13 protein-coding genes are annotated in these 15,978 nt (G+C 40.0%); 9 read left to right on the top strand and 4 right to left on the bottom strand.

Features of this window, described 5'->3' with window-relative positions; translation table 11 throughout:
* Positions 1-101: 101 nt before the first annotated feature.
* From ACYVFA_RS05520 to ACYVFA_RS05505, 4 genes are all read left to right on the top strand, one after another.
* Positions 102-512, top strand: a complete 411-nt coding sequence (locus ACYVFA_RS05520; RefSeq protein ID WP_460470809.1) for a hypothetical protein — start codon at positions 102-104, stop codon at positions 510-512.
* Positions 513-725: 213 nt separating this feature from the next.
* Positions 726-1,595, top strand: coding sequence for an aldose 1-epimerase family protein (locus tag ACYVFA_RS05515; RefSeq protein ID WP_460470808.1), 870 nt, complete (start codon positions 726-728; stop codon positions 1,593-1,595).
* Between the two features lie 136 nt (positions 1,596-1,731).
* On the top strand, positions 1,732-2,496 hold the full coding sequence (locus ACYVFA_RS05510) for an alpha/beta fold hydrolase (protein ID WP_460470807.1): 765 nt from the start codon (positions 1,732-1,734) through the stop codon (positions 2,494-2,496).
* A 116-nt stretch (positions 2,497-2,612) separates the two neighbouring features.
* Entirely contained in the window at positions 2,613-3,350 is a 738-nt protein-coding gene (locus ACYVFA_RS05505) for a PP2C family serine/threonine-protein phosphatase (protein ID WP_460470806.1), read from the top strand.
* Positions 3,351-3,386: 36 nt separating this feature from the next.
* Here ACYVFA_RS05505 and crtD read toward each other — a convergent pair whose 3' ends face one another.
* Complete coding sequence (gene crtD, locus ACYVFA_RS05500; protein WP_460470805.1) at positions 3,387-4,871, bottom strand: 1-hydroxycarotenoid 3,4-desaturase CrtD; 1,485 nt, start codon at positions 4,869-4,871, stop codon at positions 3,387-3,389.
* Between the two features lie 212 nt (positions 4,872-5,083).
* Here crtD and ACYVFA_RS05495 point away from each other — a divergent pair, with 212 nt between their 5' ends.
* From ACYVFA_RS05495 to lpdA, 3 genes are all read left to right on the top strand, one after another.
* Positions 5,084-6,247 (top strand): sigma-54-dependent transcriptional regulator, encoded by a 1,164-nt coding sequence (locus ACYVFA_RS05495; RefSeq protein ID WP_460470804.1) that lies wholly within the window; start codon positions 5,084-5,086, stop codon positions 6,245-6,247.
* Between the two features lie 81 nt (positions 6,248-6,328).
* Positions 6,329-8,014 carry a hypothetical protein gene (locus tag ACYVFA_RS05490; RefSeq protein ID WP_460470803.1) on the top strand — a complete coding sequence of 562 codons (1,686 nt, stop codon included), beginning with the start codon at positions 6,329-6,331 and terminating at the stop codon, positions 8,012-8,014.
* Between the two features lie 35 nt (positions 8,015-8,049).
* On the top strand, positions 8,050-9,450 hold the full coding sequence (gene lpdA, locus ACYVFA_RS05485; RefSeq protein ID WP_460470802.1) for a dihydrolipoyl dehydrogenase family protein: 1,401 nt from the start codon (positions 8,050-8,052) through the stop codon (positions 9,448-9,450).
* A gap of 156 nt (positions 9,451-9,606) precedes the next feature.
* Here lpdA and ACYVFA_RS05480 read toward each other — a convergent pair whose 3' ends face one another.
* Positions 9,607-10,320: a hypothetical protein gene (locus ACYVFA_RS05480; protein ID WP_460470801.1), complete on the bottom strand. Its 714-nt coding sequence runs from the start codon at positions 10,318-10,320 to the stop codon at positions 9,607-9,609.
* 61 nt (positions 10,321-10,381) lie between these two features.
* On the bottom strand, positions 10,382-12,109 hold the full coding sequence (locus tag ACYVFA_RS05475; RefSeq protein ID WP_460470800.1) for an IlvD/Edd family dehydratase: 1,728 nt from the start codon (positions 12,107-12,109) through the stop codon (positions 10,382-10,384).
* A 119-nt stretch (positions 12,110-12,228) separates the two neighbouring features.
* Between ACYVFA_RS05475 and ACYVFA_RS05470 the strand changes: the two genes are divergently transcribed.
* Entirely contained in the window at positions 12,229-13,530 is a 1,302-nt protein-coding gene (locus ACYVFA_RS05470; protein ID WP_460470799.1) for a DUF937 domain-containing protein, read from the top strand.
* Positions 13,531-13,718: 188 nt separating this feature from the next.
* Here ACYVFA_RS05470 and ffh read toward each other — a convergent pair whose 3' ends face one another.
* Positions 13,719-15,035 carry a signal recognition particle protein gene (gene ffh / locus ACYVFA_RS05465; RefSeq protein ID WP_460470798.1) on the bottom strand — a complete coding sequence of 439 codons (1,317 nt, stop codon included), beginning with the start codon at positions 15,033-15,035 and terminating at the stop codon, positions 13,719-13,721.
* A gap of 184 nt (positions 15,036-15,219) precedes the next feature.
* Between ffh and ACYVFA_RS05460 the strand changes: the two genes are divergently transcribed.
* Positions 15,220-15,756 (top strand): P-loop NTPase family protein, encoded by a 537-nt coding sequence (locus tag ACYVFA_RS05460; RefSeq protein WP_460470797.1) that lies wholly within the window; start codon positions 15,220-15,222, stop codon positions 15,754-15,756.
* Positions 15,757-15,978 lie beyond the last annotated feature (222 nt).

Raw genomic sequence — 15,978 nt, 5'->3', positions numbered from 1 at the left:
CGAATCATTAACAAATTGACGATAAACCCAAGGGCATCCTTTTACATCTAAGAATCAAATAAGTTTAAAAATTAGAAATTAACAATAACCTGAAATTCACAATGAAAAAATTAATGATGATAGCAATGTTGGTGGCAGGAGCCATCGCTGCTAATGCGCAAAGAGGATATGACAGACGTGACAGCCGATATGGAAGAAACGATAATATAGTAGATAGCTATCAGATTCAGGCTCGCAATGAAATTGCACAAGGTATTAAAACTGGTAGAATTACATCAAGAGAAGCAAAACCGTTGTTACGTGAGGCAGAAAGAATTGAGGTGAAAGAAAACCGTTTCAAACGTGATGGTAGAATAGATAATTTTGAACGTCGTGAATTAGAGCAGGATTTAGCTGTATTGCATAGCTGGATTGCCCGTGAAAAACGCGACAGAGACCATGTTACATACGATGAATATAGCAGAGGATATGCCAATGGCCGTTATAACGACCGTTACGGCAAAAGATTCTAAGAGATAGTAGATGGAATTAATAAATGAGTTTTATTAATAATGCTTTTTCGTAAAGACAGGGTAAGGTACTAACCTTACCCATTGTTTTTTTATAAGCACCCAATCTTAAACAATCGTTTGTTCTGAGAGTTGAATTATAAATAATCTGTTTCTTTTATATAAGAATTAGCCAGGATATGTATCTTGCAGACAGATTATTCCTGATTCAATTACATGATAACGATTAAAAATGCTGTCATCAGCGCCACTATCAATCCGAAAGGGGCAGAATTAACAAGCCTTGTTCATCAAGCCTCGCAAATAGACTATATGTGGTCGGCTGACCCTGCTTTCTGGGGTAAATCTTCTCCTGTGTTGTTCCCGATTGTGGGGTCTGTAAAAGACGACACGTTTATTTATAGGGGTATAGCCTACAATTTACCTCGACATGGCTTTGCCCGTGAGCGTGTGTTTGAAATAGAAAATCAAACTGAAGATAGGGTTACTTTTCTATTGAAATCTGACGAAGCCTCATTAAAAGTTTTTCCTTTTATTTTTGAATTGCGCTTACAATACAGCGTTGAGGGAAATCAGTTGCTTGTAACTTATCAAATAACAAATACTGGCGATACAGAAATGTTCTTCTCCGTGGGTGGTCACCCGGCCTTTAAAGTGCCATTGCTGGATGGAACAAACTACGAAGATTATTATCTGGAATTTAATACTTCGGAAGATTTGCTTCGTTGGCCTTTAACCAATAAGGGTTTAATTGAAGCAGCGCCGGAAAAACTTCCTTTAGCTGATGGTCGATTGCCATTAAGCAAAGAATTATTCTATAAGGATGCCCTTGTCTTTAAACATTTACAATCAGATAGTGTTACTTTGAAATCAGATAAAACAGTACATCAATTACGGTTTGATTTCAAAGGCTTCCCGTTTCTGGGTATATGGGCAGCTAAAAATGCTGATTTTGTGTGTATTGAGCCCTGGTGCGGCATTGCAGACAGTGCCAATCACAACCAGCAACTAACAGAAAAAGAAGGCATCAATCAATTGAATGCCAATGAAATATTTGAAAGAACGTGGACAGTAGGGATTGAGTGAATGAGTGATTGAGCGATTTAGTGATTAGTTTTTGAACATTTTTCAGTAATTAGACTTAATCACTCAATCACTTATTCACTCATTCACTCAATAATTTTTACCTTTGCCAGCAAATTAGCTTAACTATAACCAACAGATGAAACTTTTCTTTAGAAAAACAGGCGAAGGACAGCCTGTATTAATTCTTCATGGCGTTTTTGGCTCTTCCGACAACTGGTTTACGATTAGTAAAATGATTGCCGATAAGGGCTTTGCTGTTTATGCTTTAGATGCCCGTAATCATGGACAGTCGCCACGTAGTGAAGAATTCAGTTATGAACTCATGGCCGAGGATCTGAACGAATTTATTGACGAACATCAATTGGATAAACCGATTATTATCGGGCATTCGATGGGAGGGAAGACGGTGATGCACTTTGCCATGAAGCATGAAGGGAAGTTCAGTAAGCTGATTATCGTAGATATTGCCCCTAAATATTATCCTTCTCACCATGGGCATATCATTCAGGGATTGAACTCGATTGATTTAGATAAACTTACCAATAGAAAAGAAGCTGAGCTACAATTAGACCGTTATGTAACGAGTGTAGGCGAGCGCCAGTTTTTGTTGAAAAACCTCTACCGCAATGATTTAGGTAAATTCGACTGGCGGATTAATGTGCCCGTGCTAAGTCGTGAAATCTACCAGATTGGTGGTGATTTTACTGATACCCACGAAATCTCGGAGCCTGTTTTGTTCATCCGTGGCGGTGAGTCAGGCTATATTTATGACGAAGATATTCCGGCTATCAAAAAAATCTTCCCGAATGCTACTGTAGAAACTATCGAAGGCGCAGGCCACTGGATTCAGGCTGATAAACCGAATGAGTTTGTGGAGATGGTTGTTGGGTTTATTGGGTAGATAGGTCGTTTTAAAAACGGCTGACATGGCGATTGATAATTACATTAGTTATTAGAACTCAATCAAACAGAGACTTTTAAATATCCGACTTGTGACTATCTTTGCCTTACAAGAAAATGATTATATATACAGCATTACAAAAAGGCGAGCATCATCCGGATTATTGCGAAGACTATTATTTTGTCGGAGAGCCTGGCAATGATACAGTTTTATGTGCTGTGATGGATGGCTGTACCATGGCAACCGATAGTTATTTCGCTTCTACATTGGTTGGCAAGCTATTACGGAAAATCGCCAAAGAAAAATCCTACAAGGCATTGTATGGTTTAGAAACCTATGCTACGCTGGAGTCTCAATTAAAAGATATATTAGCTGAGCTATTCAAAGAGCTGAACCTGGTAGAAAATCAACTCATGCTTGATAAAACAGAGCTGCTTACCACACTCATCATTATGCTGATTGATAAAAAAGCAGAAGAGGGTATTATATTGGCTATAGGCGATGGCGTGGTGAGTGTTAATGGCAAAGTAACAGAATTTGACCACAACAATATACCTGATTATATCGGGTATCATCTGCACGAAGATTTTGAAGAATGGTATGAAGCACAAAAACAAAAAATCTACTTCCATCAAATAAAAGATATAAGCCTATCAACCGATGGTATTTTTACGTTTATGCCTACTACTAAAAATATCAGCACAGAACATATCAATCCGGTTGATTTTATGCTTTTCGATAAAATGCAAATGCAGAATAGCAAAATGCTGAACTGGCAATTGAAACACCTTGAACTAGACCACGGCTTAAAACCAGCCGATGATTTTGCGATGGTGAGGGTTATTGCGGGGTGATTTAGAGCAAAAAAGTATGGTTTTAAGTATTCAAAATTAAACTCCTTTTACCATCCCCCCAACAATCTTAGCCGAAGAAAGTGCTAAAGGTATCCCGCCGCCGGGATGCACACTTCCCCCAACAAAGTATAAGTCCTTAATGCGAGACGAGAAATTGGCATGGCGCAGAAATGCCGCAAATTTATTGTTGGAACTATTGCCATACAGAGCCCCTTGCACCGAAGAAGTTTTCATTTCTATACTCCGGGGGTCAAGAATGCTTTCTGATTCTATTAATGGGGCAATATCTGTTTTCAGGTTTCTGCTGAGTTTGGTTATTACGTTTTGTCTGGCTTCTGTAATGAGTTTATCCCAGTCTTGTCCGGCATTGGCAGGGGCATTCAGTAAGATAAACCAGTTTTCGCAATCTGCCGGCGCATCGTCTTTTTTGTATTTGGAAGTGATATTCAAATAAATCGTTGGGTCGTGGTAAATGGTTTTCTTCTGAAACTGGTGTTCAAATTCTGCTTTGTAGTTATCAGAAAAGAAAATATTATGCAAGCCTAACTCCGGAAATTCTTTCTTTAACCCCCAATAAAAAATTAATCCCGAACCGCTTTTAGGTTGGTTCAATAGTTTTTCGGGGTGTATGGCATTGGGTAAGAGTTTGCGGTAAGTAGGGGTAATATCCATATTACTTACTACTATATCAAAACTTCGAAAATCTTCTGTTTTGTTATCATCTGCTTGCTTAATCTTTAATCCTTTTACTTTTTTGCCCTCTACAATTATCTCTTTTACCCGGGTACTGAAATGAAACTTCACGCCTAAATCTTTAGCTAGAGCCACCAGACTTTCGGTGATGCCATACATGCCATGTTTCGGAAAAAATGCCCCGACATTGTATTCCAGATGGGGGATAATATTCATCGTAGCAGGAGTCTGATAGGGGTCAGAACCATTGTAGGTGGCATAACGATTAAATAATTGTACGGCTTTGGGCGTAGAAAAAAACTGCTCATTGGCGGCATTCATGGTATTGAAAATGCCTAATTTATGTAGATTCAGATAACCTTTTAATGCCTTTGCTGATGTCCAGGTAGAGATTTTATGCAGCGAATCTTCCAGAAAAAGACCGCTCAATACTTCATATTTGAAAGCACTGTCTTTCAGCATTCTGGTGATTTTTTCGGCTGGTTCGCCTAATTGTTTCTCGGCTTCTTTGGCAAATGCCTCAGTATCTGCTGATACATTCAGGCGGGTGCCATCTTCCCAGAAGTACCGACATATTTCAGGTAGCCGGATATACTCAAAATAATCATTGACAGACTTACCAGATAATTCAAATAATTCCTCAACCAATTGCGGCATCGTGAATAAAGAAGGCCCTGCATCAAAACGATAGTTGCCTTGTTCAAAACTACTGAGTTTACCCCCTGCATAACTATTGGCTTCAAATACTTCTACCTCATAACCTTTATTGCGTAAACGAATCGCCGTAGCAATGCCACCAATACCTGCACCAATAATGCCTGCTTTCATAGAGTCGGGTTTGTAATCAAAAATACTTAACATTTATTAACAATAGACCACACTTATTTGTTACTATTATAGCGTTGATTAAACGGCATTAAGATAGATTAAAATCTATTTTAAAAGAATTTTCTAAAGAATTTTGTTATTTTTTCATTATTTTGCGTCATAAAAGACACGAACCTTATTTACTTAATTATACACTCTCCTTAATAACCCAGATGGCTAAATTATTAATAGTTGATGATGAAAAAAGTATTCGGGATGCATTAAGAGACATCTTAGAATATGAAGAATACGAAGTAGATGAGGCAAAAGATGGTGAAGAAGGACTAGAAATGGTACTGAAAACCCATTATGATGTAGCTTTGTGCGATATAAAAATGCCCAAACTCGATGGACTTGAAATGCTGCTGAAAGCAAAGGAAGAGGGCGTAATGACCCAATTTGTGATGATTTCAGCCTTCGGGAATGTCGAAAATGCTGTTGAAGCCACCAAACGTGGTGCCTTTGACTTTATCACCAAACCACCAGATCTGAATCGTTTGCTCGTAACCGTGCGTAATGCCATAGAAAAGAGCAAAGACGTAGAGGTGATTAAAACACTGAAACGCAGAATCTACAAAATCAATGAGATTGTCGGGGAGTCAGACCTTATCAAAAAAGTAAAAGATACTATCGACCGCGTAGCACCTACCGAAGCCCGTGTACTGATTACAGGGCCGAATGGATCGGGTAAAGAAATGGTTGCCAAACAGATTCATGAGAAAAGCAACCGTTGCAATCAGCCTTCTGTTGAAGTAAACTGTGCCGCTATTCCTTCTGAATTGATAGAAAGTGAGCTTTTCGGTCACGAAAAGGGTGCCTTTACTTCGGCTATCAAGCAAAGAATCGGTAAATTTGAGCAGGCTGATGGCGGAACTTTATTCCTTGATGAAATTGGTGATATGAGCCTTTCGGCACAGGCCAAAGTGCTAAGAGCCTTGCAGGAAAGCAAGATTACACGTGTAGGTGGCGACAAAGAAATAAAAGTAAACGTACGTGTGATTGCGGCTACAAACAAAGACCTGAAAAAAGAGATAGCTGAAGGAAACTTCCGTGAAGACTTATACCATCGTCTGAACGTTATTCCGATTCATGTACCCGCTCTTACCGACCGCAAAACCGATATTCCGCTATTGGCAGATAAATTCTTACATGATGTAGCCGATGAATACGGCGATGCTGTAAAAGATTTTGAACCAGATGCAATGGAGTATATGAAGAGCCTTCCGTGGACTGGTAACGTGCGTGAATTACGCAACGTAGTAGAGCGTCTTGTAATTATGTGTGGACCAACCATTACACTCGATGATGTAAAATTATACGCCGGCATAGGTTTTTAATACATGATGAATAATACTATAAATCCAGTAGGTGAGAGTCGGTTCCGATTCTCATCTACTGGATTTTATCTGTAAATTTATATGACCCGATTTTTTACTATCCTCTCCCGATTTCAGAATTTCGCCGTCCTGATTGGTATTCTTCCTGTCTTGTTTTATTGTTACGTTATCTTTCATTTTTCTTCTAATGTGCCTTTCTATGATGATTTTTTCTGGGGCTTCGATTACCTCGAAACTTACTTTCAGAAAAGCACAGTGGCAGATAAAATCAGAATGTTGCTCGTGCAGCATAACCAGCATCGTTTTGTTTATTTCAGAACTGTGATGTTGGGTTTATTTCAGTTAGAGGGTAATATTAATTTCAAGCATCTGATAATCATTGGGAATATAAGCCTTTTCGGAATGTTTGGGGTATATGCATTGGCTTTCAAGCGTACTGCTCTTTCATGGCTTTACTTCCTGCCGATTCCGTTTTTATTGTTTCAATACCAGTTCATGTACAATAGCATTGTCAGTTATGGGGTGCCTAATATGAGCATTATCTTTCTGGCTATCCTGACTTTCTATTTTGCCTGTTTTGCATCGCCCAAGCATAGCTATCTGATATGGATTGCGGGTTTTATGGCCACTTTTTCAAATGGCAATGGTATTATGGTATTCTTTGTGGCTATCATCCTGTTATTGCTCCGGCAAAGATTCCGTCAGGCTATTTATACAGCTATTGTTTATGGGCTTAGCTTAGCTATTTATTTCACCGGGTTCCAGATGAATTCGGGAGAGGCTAAACTCAATGGCAATACTTTCTTGTATGCTTTTCGCTTTCTGGGTGCTGCCTTTCTGACTGAGATTAATTCTATATCTGTTGCTTTTGGCATCATTGCCGTAATCGGGATTGTTAGCTATTTCGGGTATTTTTTCTTTAAACTCATACAAACAAGATTCAAGCCTGTTGAGAATAAAGTACTCTTGTTTTGTCTGGGTGTATTTCTGTTTCTGGCCGGAACCGCTATGATGACTGCCATCGTGCGGGCTATTCATAAGGTTGAAATACCAGATTGGTATAAAAACTATTCGATTCTGTTTATTACCACAATTTATCTGTTTCTGATACACTTTAAAGCGAGCAAGTATCTGCGATGGACTGCTTTAGGGGTATTTGCTTTATATAGTGTCGGCATCTGGTATAAATCGGCAGAGAGAAATCTGATAAGTTATCAATTGCTCAAGTCGACTTTTGAGGCTGATGTGGTTAATTTTAAACAACATCAGAACTGGTCTTTTCTGACGGCACAAGAGGGCTTTGCTTTTTATGAAAGGCATAATGCCCAGACACGCCAGTTTATTAACAAAGGCTGGTATGTACTACCTGATACACCATTAAGCAATCAGGTTTTTGATAAAAGTAAATGCGAAAAGACTACTTTTACAATCGAGAAATCTGCTGAGCATTTTGCTACCTTGATGTTATATAATCCTGAAAATCCGAAAGCGAGTGATAGAAAATATAAAGAGCGCTATGGCTTTATTATGAGTGATTCTACCAATCAGGTATATTTCTTTGGCGCTACGCCCACATTTAACGGTATCAGAGGACTCATTACGCATCAAAGTTTGTTTTATGACAGAACCGGCTTTGGCGTAAAGTATGATTATTTTAAAAGCGCTATTCCTGCCGGAGAGTATCGTGTCGGAATAGTCTTTATCGATGCCAATAAACAGCCTGAATGGAAAATTTCAGACCAGACTATCAGAGTTAATAATTATTAAGCATACATTTGACCATAGAACAAATACACAAACTAATGCAATACGACGTTACGGTGATTGGCTCCGGCCCCGGAGGATATGTGGCAGCTATTAGAGCCGCCCAGCTAGGTATGAAAACCGCCATTATTGAAAAATACAATGTTTTAGGAGGCACTTGTCTGAACGTGGGCTGTATTCCTTCAAAAGCATTGCTTGATTCGTCAGAGCATTTTTATAATGCTGCTCATCACTTTGCCGAGCATGGTATTGAGATACCTGCGCCTAAGGTAAATCTGGAACAAATGATGGCCCGTAAGAAAGGGGTAGTAGAGAAGATGAACAACGGGATTAACTTCCTGATGAAAAAGAATAAAATTACGGTTTATAATGGTTTCGGGTCTTTTGTTGATAAAAACAACATCAAAATCAAAAAGGCTGATGGTTCAGAAGAGCAGATAAGCACCGAGAAGGTGATTATTGCCACAGGTTCAAAACCAACGATTCTGCCTTTTATGAATTATGATAAAAAGCGGATCATTACCAGCACAGAAGCTTTAAATCTTCCTGAAATCCCTAAACACCTGATTGTGATTGGTGCAGGGGTAATTGGTGCGGAATTAGGCTCGGTTTATGCCCGCTTAGGCTCAAAAGTGACATTTGTAGAATTTGCCGATTCAATGATTCCGACGATGGATAAGACGATGGGTAAAGAATTACAAAAATCAGTAAAGAAACTGGGTACTGATTTTTATTTCAATACAAAAGTGACCAAAATTGAGAATTTAGGTGAAGAAGTATTGGTATCAGCCGATGGAGCAGATGGCAAACCTGTGGAAATCAAAGGCGATTATTGTCTGGTATGTATTGGTAGAAGAGCTTATGTTGATGGCTTGAATCTGGAAGCCGCAGGAGTAACAACTGATAGAGGCAAAGTAGTAGTTGACGAACATACGCTTGAAACAAACGTAAAAGGCATCTACGCCATTGGTGACGTGATACGTGGAGCCATGCTGGCACATAAAGCCGAAGAAGAAGGTGTATTGGTAGCTGAAACCATGAATGGACAAAAGCCACATATCAACTATAACCTGATTCCGGGTGTGGTGTATACCTGGCCTGAGGTAGCTTCTGTCGGACAAACGGAAGAAGAACTGAAAGCAAAGGGCGTTAACTATAAATCAGGCCAATTCCCATTCAAAGCCTTAGGTCGTGCCACTGCCAGTGGAGATACCGATGGTTTGGTGAAGATTTTAGCTAATAAAGATACAGACGAGGTTCTGGGTGTACACATCATAGGTGCCAGAGCGGCAGATATGATTGCCGAAGCCGTAATGGCGATGGAGTTCAGAGCGAGTGCAGAAGATATTGCCCGTACCTCTCATGCGCACCCAACCTATATGGAGGCTGTAAAAGAAGCGGCGCTTGCGGCAACTGATAACAGACCGATACATACATAGGAGAATTGAATTTTGTCTTGAACTTTGATTTAGCTGATTAACCTGATTGCACTGATTTATTAATTGATTATTAGATTTGTAAACCTGAAATCATAAAAATCATTCAATCAGCGGATGCCGCGTGGGTAAATCATAGTTCAAGACAATATCACTCACTCAAGAAACAGCTCCCTGCACAGGAGTCGTCTGTTTAGAAGAAAAATAATCAATCATACTCACTATCAGAATACAACGGGCTACTACTACAAGGGTTCTCGGGATAAAGCCTATCCAAGGAAGCTGCTCAATAAAGATGCCATAGAAAACCAAAAAATTGGCGAATGCCTTTAAGATTATTCCCCAGCTAATCCAGAATTTATTTGATTCATTGATTGGTAAAAATGAAGCTAGTGTATTTGTATACAGATAAATAGCAGAATAGCTTAAAAGAAGTATTTTGTCAATGGTAGGCACAACAGCGTGCAAGGAAAATATATAGAATAAAATTGGTATCAAAGCATAGATAGGCACAATCTTCAGCATTTTAGTAGAGATGCTTTTGATAGGTATTTTAGAACCCATTAATTTAAAAATAACTATCCAGACGCAGGAAATAGCTGCATGGATAATCAGATTAAAATTTTTGCCGAGAGGCGGATAGAACATCACACTTAAAGAAATCAGAATCGGTAAGAGAAGTGTCAGAAAAAAAAGCTTATCAATAAGCGTGGGGATGGGTTTGCGGACTTTATAATACCAGATGCTGAGGATGATAGCAGCAAAAATTCTTACAACGGCTGTCCAGAAAACGCTATCCTGAGGGGGTAGTTCAAGCAGAAAAAATTCTGAAACCAGTAAAAGTAAGGTAGCAGTTATGTATCTTGTATTCATTACAAAGTTTAGGTTGAGCCTATATATTTCGTATAGGCTCAATTATAATATATGCGTTTGACTAATGCGATTCCCGATTCACCTGATGGCCGGATCCTCCTGTCAGAAAGTCTAAATCTGCGCCTTTGTCGGCCTGTGTAACTGTATTGATGTATAGCTGAACATAGCCACGATTATAGCCTAAATCAACAGGTTTCCAGTTTTTACGTCTTTCTGCCAGTTCTTCATCCGATACATGCAGATGTATTTTACGATTATGTACGTCTACCTCTATCAAATCTCCATTTTGTACCAAGCCAAGATTTCCGCCCACTGCCGATTCCGGTGATGCATGCAGAAAAACTGTTCCATAGGCTGTACCACTCATGCGTGCATCAGAGATACGCACCATGTCTGTTACACCTTTCTCCAGTATCTTCTTCGGTAATTGCATATTGCCTACTTCCGGCATTCCAGGGTAACCTTTCGGGCCAACGTTTTTCAGGACTAATACGCAAGTTTCGTCCACTTCCAGATCCGGGTCGTCTATACGTGCATGGTAATCTTCAATGGTTTCAAAAACCACGGCTTTTCCCGTGTGTTGCATTAAGTGTGCAGAAGCAGCCGAAGGCTTGATTACAGCCCCGTTTTGGCAGAGATTTCCTTTTACAACAGCAATTCCTCCTTCGCGCAGAATAGGGTTTTCGGCAGTTGCAATCACGTCTTCATTCCAGATTTTAGCACCTTTCGAATTATCAATCAGACTTTTACCATTTACAGTAACAGCTGTTTTGTGCAAAAAGCCCGACATTTCTTTAATAACCGCCGGAAGCCCGCCTGCGTAGTAGAAATCTTCCATCAGGTATTTGCCCGATGGCATCAGGTTCAGCAGGAACGGCATTTTGCTGCCTATTTTATCAAAATCCTCTAAATCAACATCCACACCTATTCTACCAGCTATAGCAAGCAAATGTAGTACCAAGTTTGTTGAGCCGCCTACGGCTGCATTCATCATGATGGCATTTTCAAAAGCCTCGCGGGTCAATACTGACGATAAAAGCATATTTTCTTTCACCATTTCCACGATTCTCATGCCCGACATATGTGCTAATACCTTTTTGCGTGAGTCTGCCGCCGGGATAGCCGATGCTCCAGGTAGTGTTAGTCCAAGGGCTTCTACCATTACTGCCATTGTTGAGGCTGTACCCATAGTAGAACAGTGGCCGATACTTCTACTCATACAGGCTTCGGCATCTTCAAACTCTTCGAGGGTCATTTTACCTGTCTTCACATCATCGGCAAAACGCCATACGTCTGTGCCTGAGCCAATGGCTTTGCCCTGAAAACGCCCGCTTAGCATAGGGCCGCCCGGTACTACTATAGTTGGCAAATCTACACTGGCTGCTCCCATTACGAGCGACGGCGTGGTTTTATCACAACCCGTCAGCAATACTATGGCATCAAAAGGATTTCCTCTGATACTTTCTTCTACTGTCATGGCTGCCAGATTTCTGTAAAGCATCGCTGTGGGACGAATAAGGGTTTCGCCTAAGGACATCACCGGGAATTCTAAAGGAAAACCGCCGGCTTCGTAAACCCCATTTTTAACCGATTGTGCTAATTCGCGGAAATGCCCGTTGCAGGGAGTTACTTCCGACCAGGTATTGCAGATTCCTATAACAGGTTTTCCTTTAAACTGATGTGCAGGGTAGCCCTGATTCTTGATCCAGCTTCTGTAAATGAAGCCGTCTTTTCCTTCTTTTCCGAACCAATCCTGGCTACGTAGTTTCGTTGTATTTTCAGAGGTCATAATTTAAGTTAGAGAAAAACGCAAAAAAATTTATCAATAATCCTTATTTTTGTGTTGTTTTGCAACCAAATTAAGAAATTTGTTGGAATTAATCGAGAATGATTTAAAAATTAAAGATTATGAACTTATTTGATACGTTGAACGAGGCAATGACTGATGAAGTTGTATCAAAAATTGCCAAGTTGACTGACGAAGAGCCTACGAAAACTAAGAAAGCAATTGATGGGATATTCTGCACACTTATTGCAGGATTAGTAAGAAGAACCGGGAGTACCATGAGCGTGAATATGCTTTACAATCAGGTACAGAAAGGGAACCAAGGGGGCGAGCTCATAGGAGACATTATGTCTTACCTGAACAAGAAGGATAAATTAGATGCGATATTAAAGACTGGTGATAGCTTAATAAGTCAGGTTTTTCCTGCGTATAAAAGCCCGCTCATCAGTATGATAGGGACGTATGCCGGAATCAAGAAGAATTCATCAACCATGTATTCGAGCTTGGCTACTCCGATTTTAATTGATGCTTTAGGCAGAGAGATTAGCAATAACAAAATGGATGTTGATAACTTGACTACTTATTTAGCCGATCATCACGAGCCATTATTCAAAAAAACGCCTGAGGAATTAATTGAAAAAATGATTCCGCAACTAGGTCTGCAGGAATTGCTTTCACCTAAATTTGCCTCCAACTCAACTAATAAACGGGTGATTGCGCCTAAACCAGCTTCGGTAAAACCTAAGTCGGTTACTGGTACACCAACCAGCACGCCACAGGTAATTGAAACCGAAGAGGAAGAAGAATCAAGCGAGAGTTCGGCATTTCCGGTGAAATGGTTGCTTATTTTTCTGGTAGTGATAGCCGTAGCAGCAGGTGGATACTATTATTATGAAAATTATTATAAGCCATCACAAGCCGCCACAACGCCAGAAGAAACCACTATTATGGATTCAACTACTATCAGCCCTGATACCTCAAACTCGGCGGCGATAGATTCTGTTGCTTTGAAAGATAGTGCTAAAGCAGGCTCTACAACGCCAGCTGCCACTACTGCGTCAACGGGCGGTGGTTCTCTGACAAAAGAATTAGATCCATATCTTGCTGATAAAACCAAACCAGTAGGACAGATATTTACAATGAAAGATGTGGCATTTGTGAAGGGTTCTCAGGCATTAACTGATAATTCTTCAGCCTCAATTAATGAATTGGCAGAATTATTGAAGAAGTATCCTAAGATGCAAATCAGAATTCAAGGCCACTCAACAGATGCAGTGGGTATTGATAATAAATCTATGGCAACTAAAAGAGCTTTTGCTATCAAGAAAAGATTATTGGTAGCAGGTATCATCGACACCCGTATTGACGCCATTGGTATTCAGGGTGGAGGAGATAAAGCTGATTTAAAAATTGTGACAAAATAAGTAAACAGTATTATAGTTTTCCAACATATAAAAAAATACCTCGTCGTCTGACGAGGTATTTTTTATTGTTTTACACCAAAATAAAAAAGGCGTTTGTTGCTCAAACTATTTGACTAAAGCAAATAAGTATAAAATTCTTAATTATCTCCAGCTAGCCAGAGACAGTTTATTTAGTAATTATCTGCGAATTATTTAAAACTCTTCATCTTACCGCCAGTCTGCATCTGATTCACTTTCTTCATCATTGAGCGCATCTGGTCGAATTGTTTCAGGAGATTATTTACCTGCAAAATCTGGGTTCCGCTACCGGTAGCAATTCTTTTCTTGCGGCTACCGTCAATAATATCCGGTTTTTCGCGCTCTTTTGGTGTCATTGAGCGGATGATGGCTTCAATTGGTTTGAAAGAATCATTGCTGATGTCAAGGTCTTTGATTTGTGATCCAACACCCGGAATCATCCCCATCAGATCTTTGATATTACCCATTTTCTTGATTTGCTCCAATTGCGTCAGGAAGTCGTTCAGGTCGAACTTGTTCTCGCGCATTTTCTTGTTCAGGCGTTTGGCTTCGTCTTCGTCAAAGGCTTGTTGTGCACGCTCTACCAAGGATATTACGTCACCCATGCCTAAGATACGGCTCGCCATACGATCCGGGTAGAACACATCCAAGGCTTCCATTTTCTCACCTGTCGAAATAAACTTGATTGGTTTATTTACCACGGTTTTGATTGAAAGCGCAGCACCACCACGGGCATCACCATCTAGTTTGGTTAAGACTACGCCATCAAAATCCAGACGGTCGTTGAAAGTCTTGGCCGTGTTCACTGCATCCTGACCAGTCATGGAGTCAACCACGAACAGGATTTCGCTTGGTGTAACGGCTTTCTTGATGTTTTCAACCTCTTTCATCATCACCTCGTCAACAGCCAAACGTCCGGCTGTATCTATGATGACTATATTTTTTCCTTTGCTTTTACCATAAGCAACGGCATTTTTCGCAATTTCAACGGCATCTTTGCTTTCAGGTTCGGCATATACTTCAACACCAATCTGCTCGCCTAATACCTGTAGCTGAGTAATCGCCGCAGGACGGTAAATATCACAGGCTACTAATAATATCTGACGACCTTGTTTTTTAAGGTAATTGGCGAATTTACCTGAGAAAGTAGTTTTACCTGACCCTTGTAAACCCGCAATCAAAACAATGGCAGGAGAACCTTTCAGGTTAGCACTCTGGGCTTGTCCGCCCATCAACTCAGTTAATTCTTCCTGAATAATTTTAACGAATAACTGACCCGGCTCAACGGCAATCATCACCTTGCGGTCGATGGCTTTTTCGCGCACACGGTCGGTTACATCTTTCGCAACTTTATAGTTCACGTCAGCATCCATCAAAGCACGGCGTACTTCTTTGATTGTCGCAGCAATGTTAATATCAGAGATTCTCCCTTGCCCCTTCAGGGTTTTGACGGCTTTATTGAGTTTATCGCTTAAATTTTCAAACATCTTTCAGATTGTTAATAATTATTCCCCGGTGAACATCGGATACCAAAGGAACAGAATGCGTAATAATTTGCAAAGGTACGATTTTAGCAATAAAAGCGTAATAGTTTTTTTCAAGGTTTAGTTCAAAATCTGTAAGATTAATCTGTCCTATTTATATTTGTACCCTAAGCACTTAACACAATTGATGAAACTGCATATTCTGGGAGCATCCTGTAGTGGTACCACAACTTTAGGAGAAGCATTGACCAATCATCTGAATATCCCATATTTTGATAGTGACGCTTACTTCTGGGAAAAAACGAGTCCACCTTTTACTACCCGAAGAGACCCTGCTCTACGGAATCAGACGCTTATGGATGATATTCGCAAACACGATAGCTGGATAATAGGCGGCTCATTATTGAAATGGAACTTAGTACTTGATTTCGACCTGATTGTATTCTTATATATCCCACATGAAGTACGAATGGAGCGGCTGAAAAAGCGAGAGCTTGAACGCTATGGAGATATTATTTTGACTGACCCTATCAGGAATAAGCAATATCTGGATTTTATGGAATGGGCCAGGGGATATGATGATAATACTACAAATGGCAGGACATTGGCTGCGCATGAAAGTTGGCTGGCTGAACAAACTTGTCCGGTTCTGGAGATTAGGGGGGATTATAGTGTGGAGGAGCGGGTGGGGATGGTTTTAGAGAGGCTGAAATCAATTGGCTAGGTTGCTAGTGAGTGAATATTTACTTATTCAAGAAAATCAAATAATTGGAGCCAAGCCCGGCGCCTGAGCGTAGTCGAAGGCCGCGGTCTAGCCAAACTTGTTAGTGATACTTTGTCGTCGAAATTACATTGCTGTAAAATATTCTCTTATAAATTAATTTTATTATAGGGTGTCGGGATTTTATGATGTTTTCGCAAAATTCTTTTAAATTTAATAAGAAAA

This window comes from Emticicia fontis (assembly GCF_054779675.1).
Note: the sequence above shows the minus strand (reverse complement) of the source record. Positions and strands in the feature narration are given on the sequence as shown.

What these genes read in the sequence shown, in the direction of transcription:
- ACYVFA_RS05520 (WP_460470809.1), top strand. Translation starts at nt 102, where the DNA reads ATGAAAAAATTAATGATGATAGCAATGTTGGTGGCAGGAGCCATCGCT.
- ACYVFA_RS05515 (WP_460470808.1), top strand. Translation starts at nt 726, where the DNA reads ATGATAACGATTAAAAATGCTGTCATCAGCGCCACTATCAATCCGAAA.
- ACYVFA_RS05510 (WP_460470807.1), top strand. Translation starts at nt 1,732, where the DNA reads ATGAAACTTTTCTTTAGAAAAACAGGCGAAGGACAGCCTGTATTAATT.
- ACYVFA_RS05505 (WP_460470806.1), top strand. Translation starts at nt 2,613, where the DNA reads ATGATTATATATACAGCATTACAAAAAGGCGAGCATCATCCGGATTAT.
- crtD (WP_460470805.1), bottom strand. Translation starts at nt 4,871, where the DNA reads ATGAAAGCAGGCATTATTGGTGCAGGTATTGGTGGCATTGCTACGGCG.
- ACYVFA_RS05495 (WP_460470804.1), top strand. Translation starts at nt 5,084, where the DNA reads ATGGCTAAATTATTAATAGTTGATGATGAAAAAAGTATTCGGGATGCA.
- ACYVFA_RS05490 (WP_460470803.1), top strand. Translation starts at nt 6,329, where the DNA reads ATGACCCGATTTTTTACTATCCTCTCCCGATTTCAGAATTTCGCCGTC.
- lpdA (WP_460470802.1), top strand. Translation starts at nt 8,050, where the DNA reads ATGCAATACGACGTTACGGTGATTGGCTCCGGCCCCGGAGGATATGTG.
- ACYVFA_RS05480 (WP_460470801.1), bottom strand. Translation starts at nt 10,320, where the DNA reads ATGAATACAAGATACATAACTGCTACCTTACTTTTACTGGTTTCAGAA.
- ACYVFA_RS05475 (WP_460470800.1), bottom strand. Translation starts at nt 12,109, where the DNA reads ATGACCTCTGAAAATACAACGAAACTACGTAGCCAGGATTGGTTCGGA.
- ACYVFA_RS05470 (WP_460470799.1), top strand. Translation starts at nt 12,229, where the DNA reads ATGAACTTATTTGATACGTTGAACGAGGCAATGACTGATGAAGTTGTA.
- ffh (WP_460470798.1), bottom strand. Translation starts at nt 15,035, where the DNA reads ATGTTTGAAAATTTAAGCGATAAACTCAATAAAGCCGTCAAAACCCTG.
- ACYVFA_RS05460 (WP_460470797.1), top strand. Translation starts at nt 15,220, where the DNA reads ATGAAACTGCATATTCTGGGAGCATCCTGTAGTGGTACCACAACTTTA.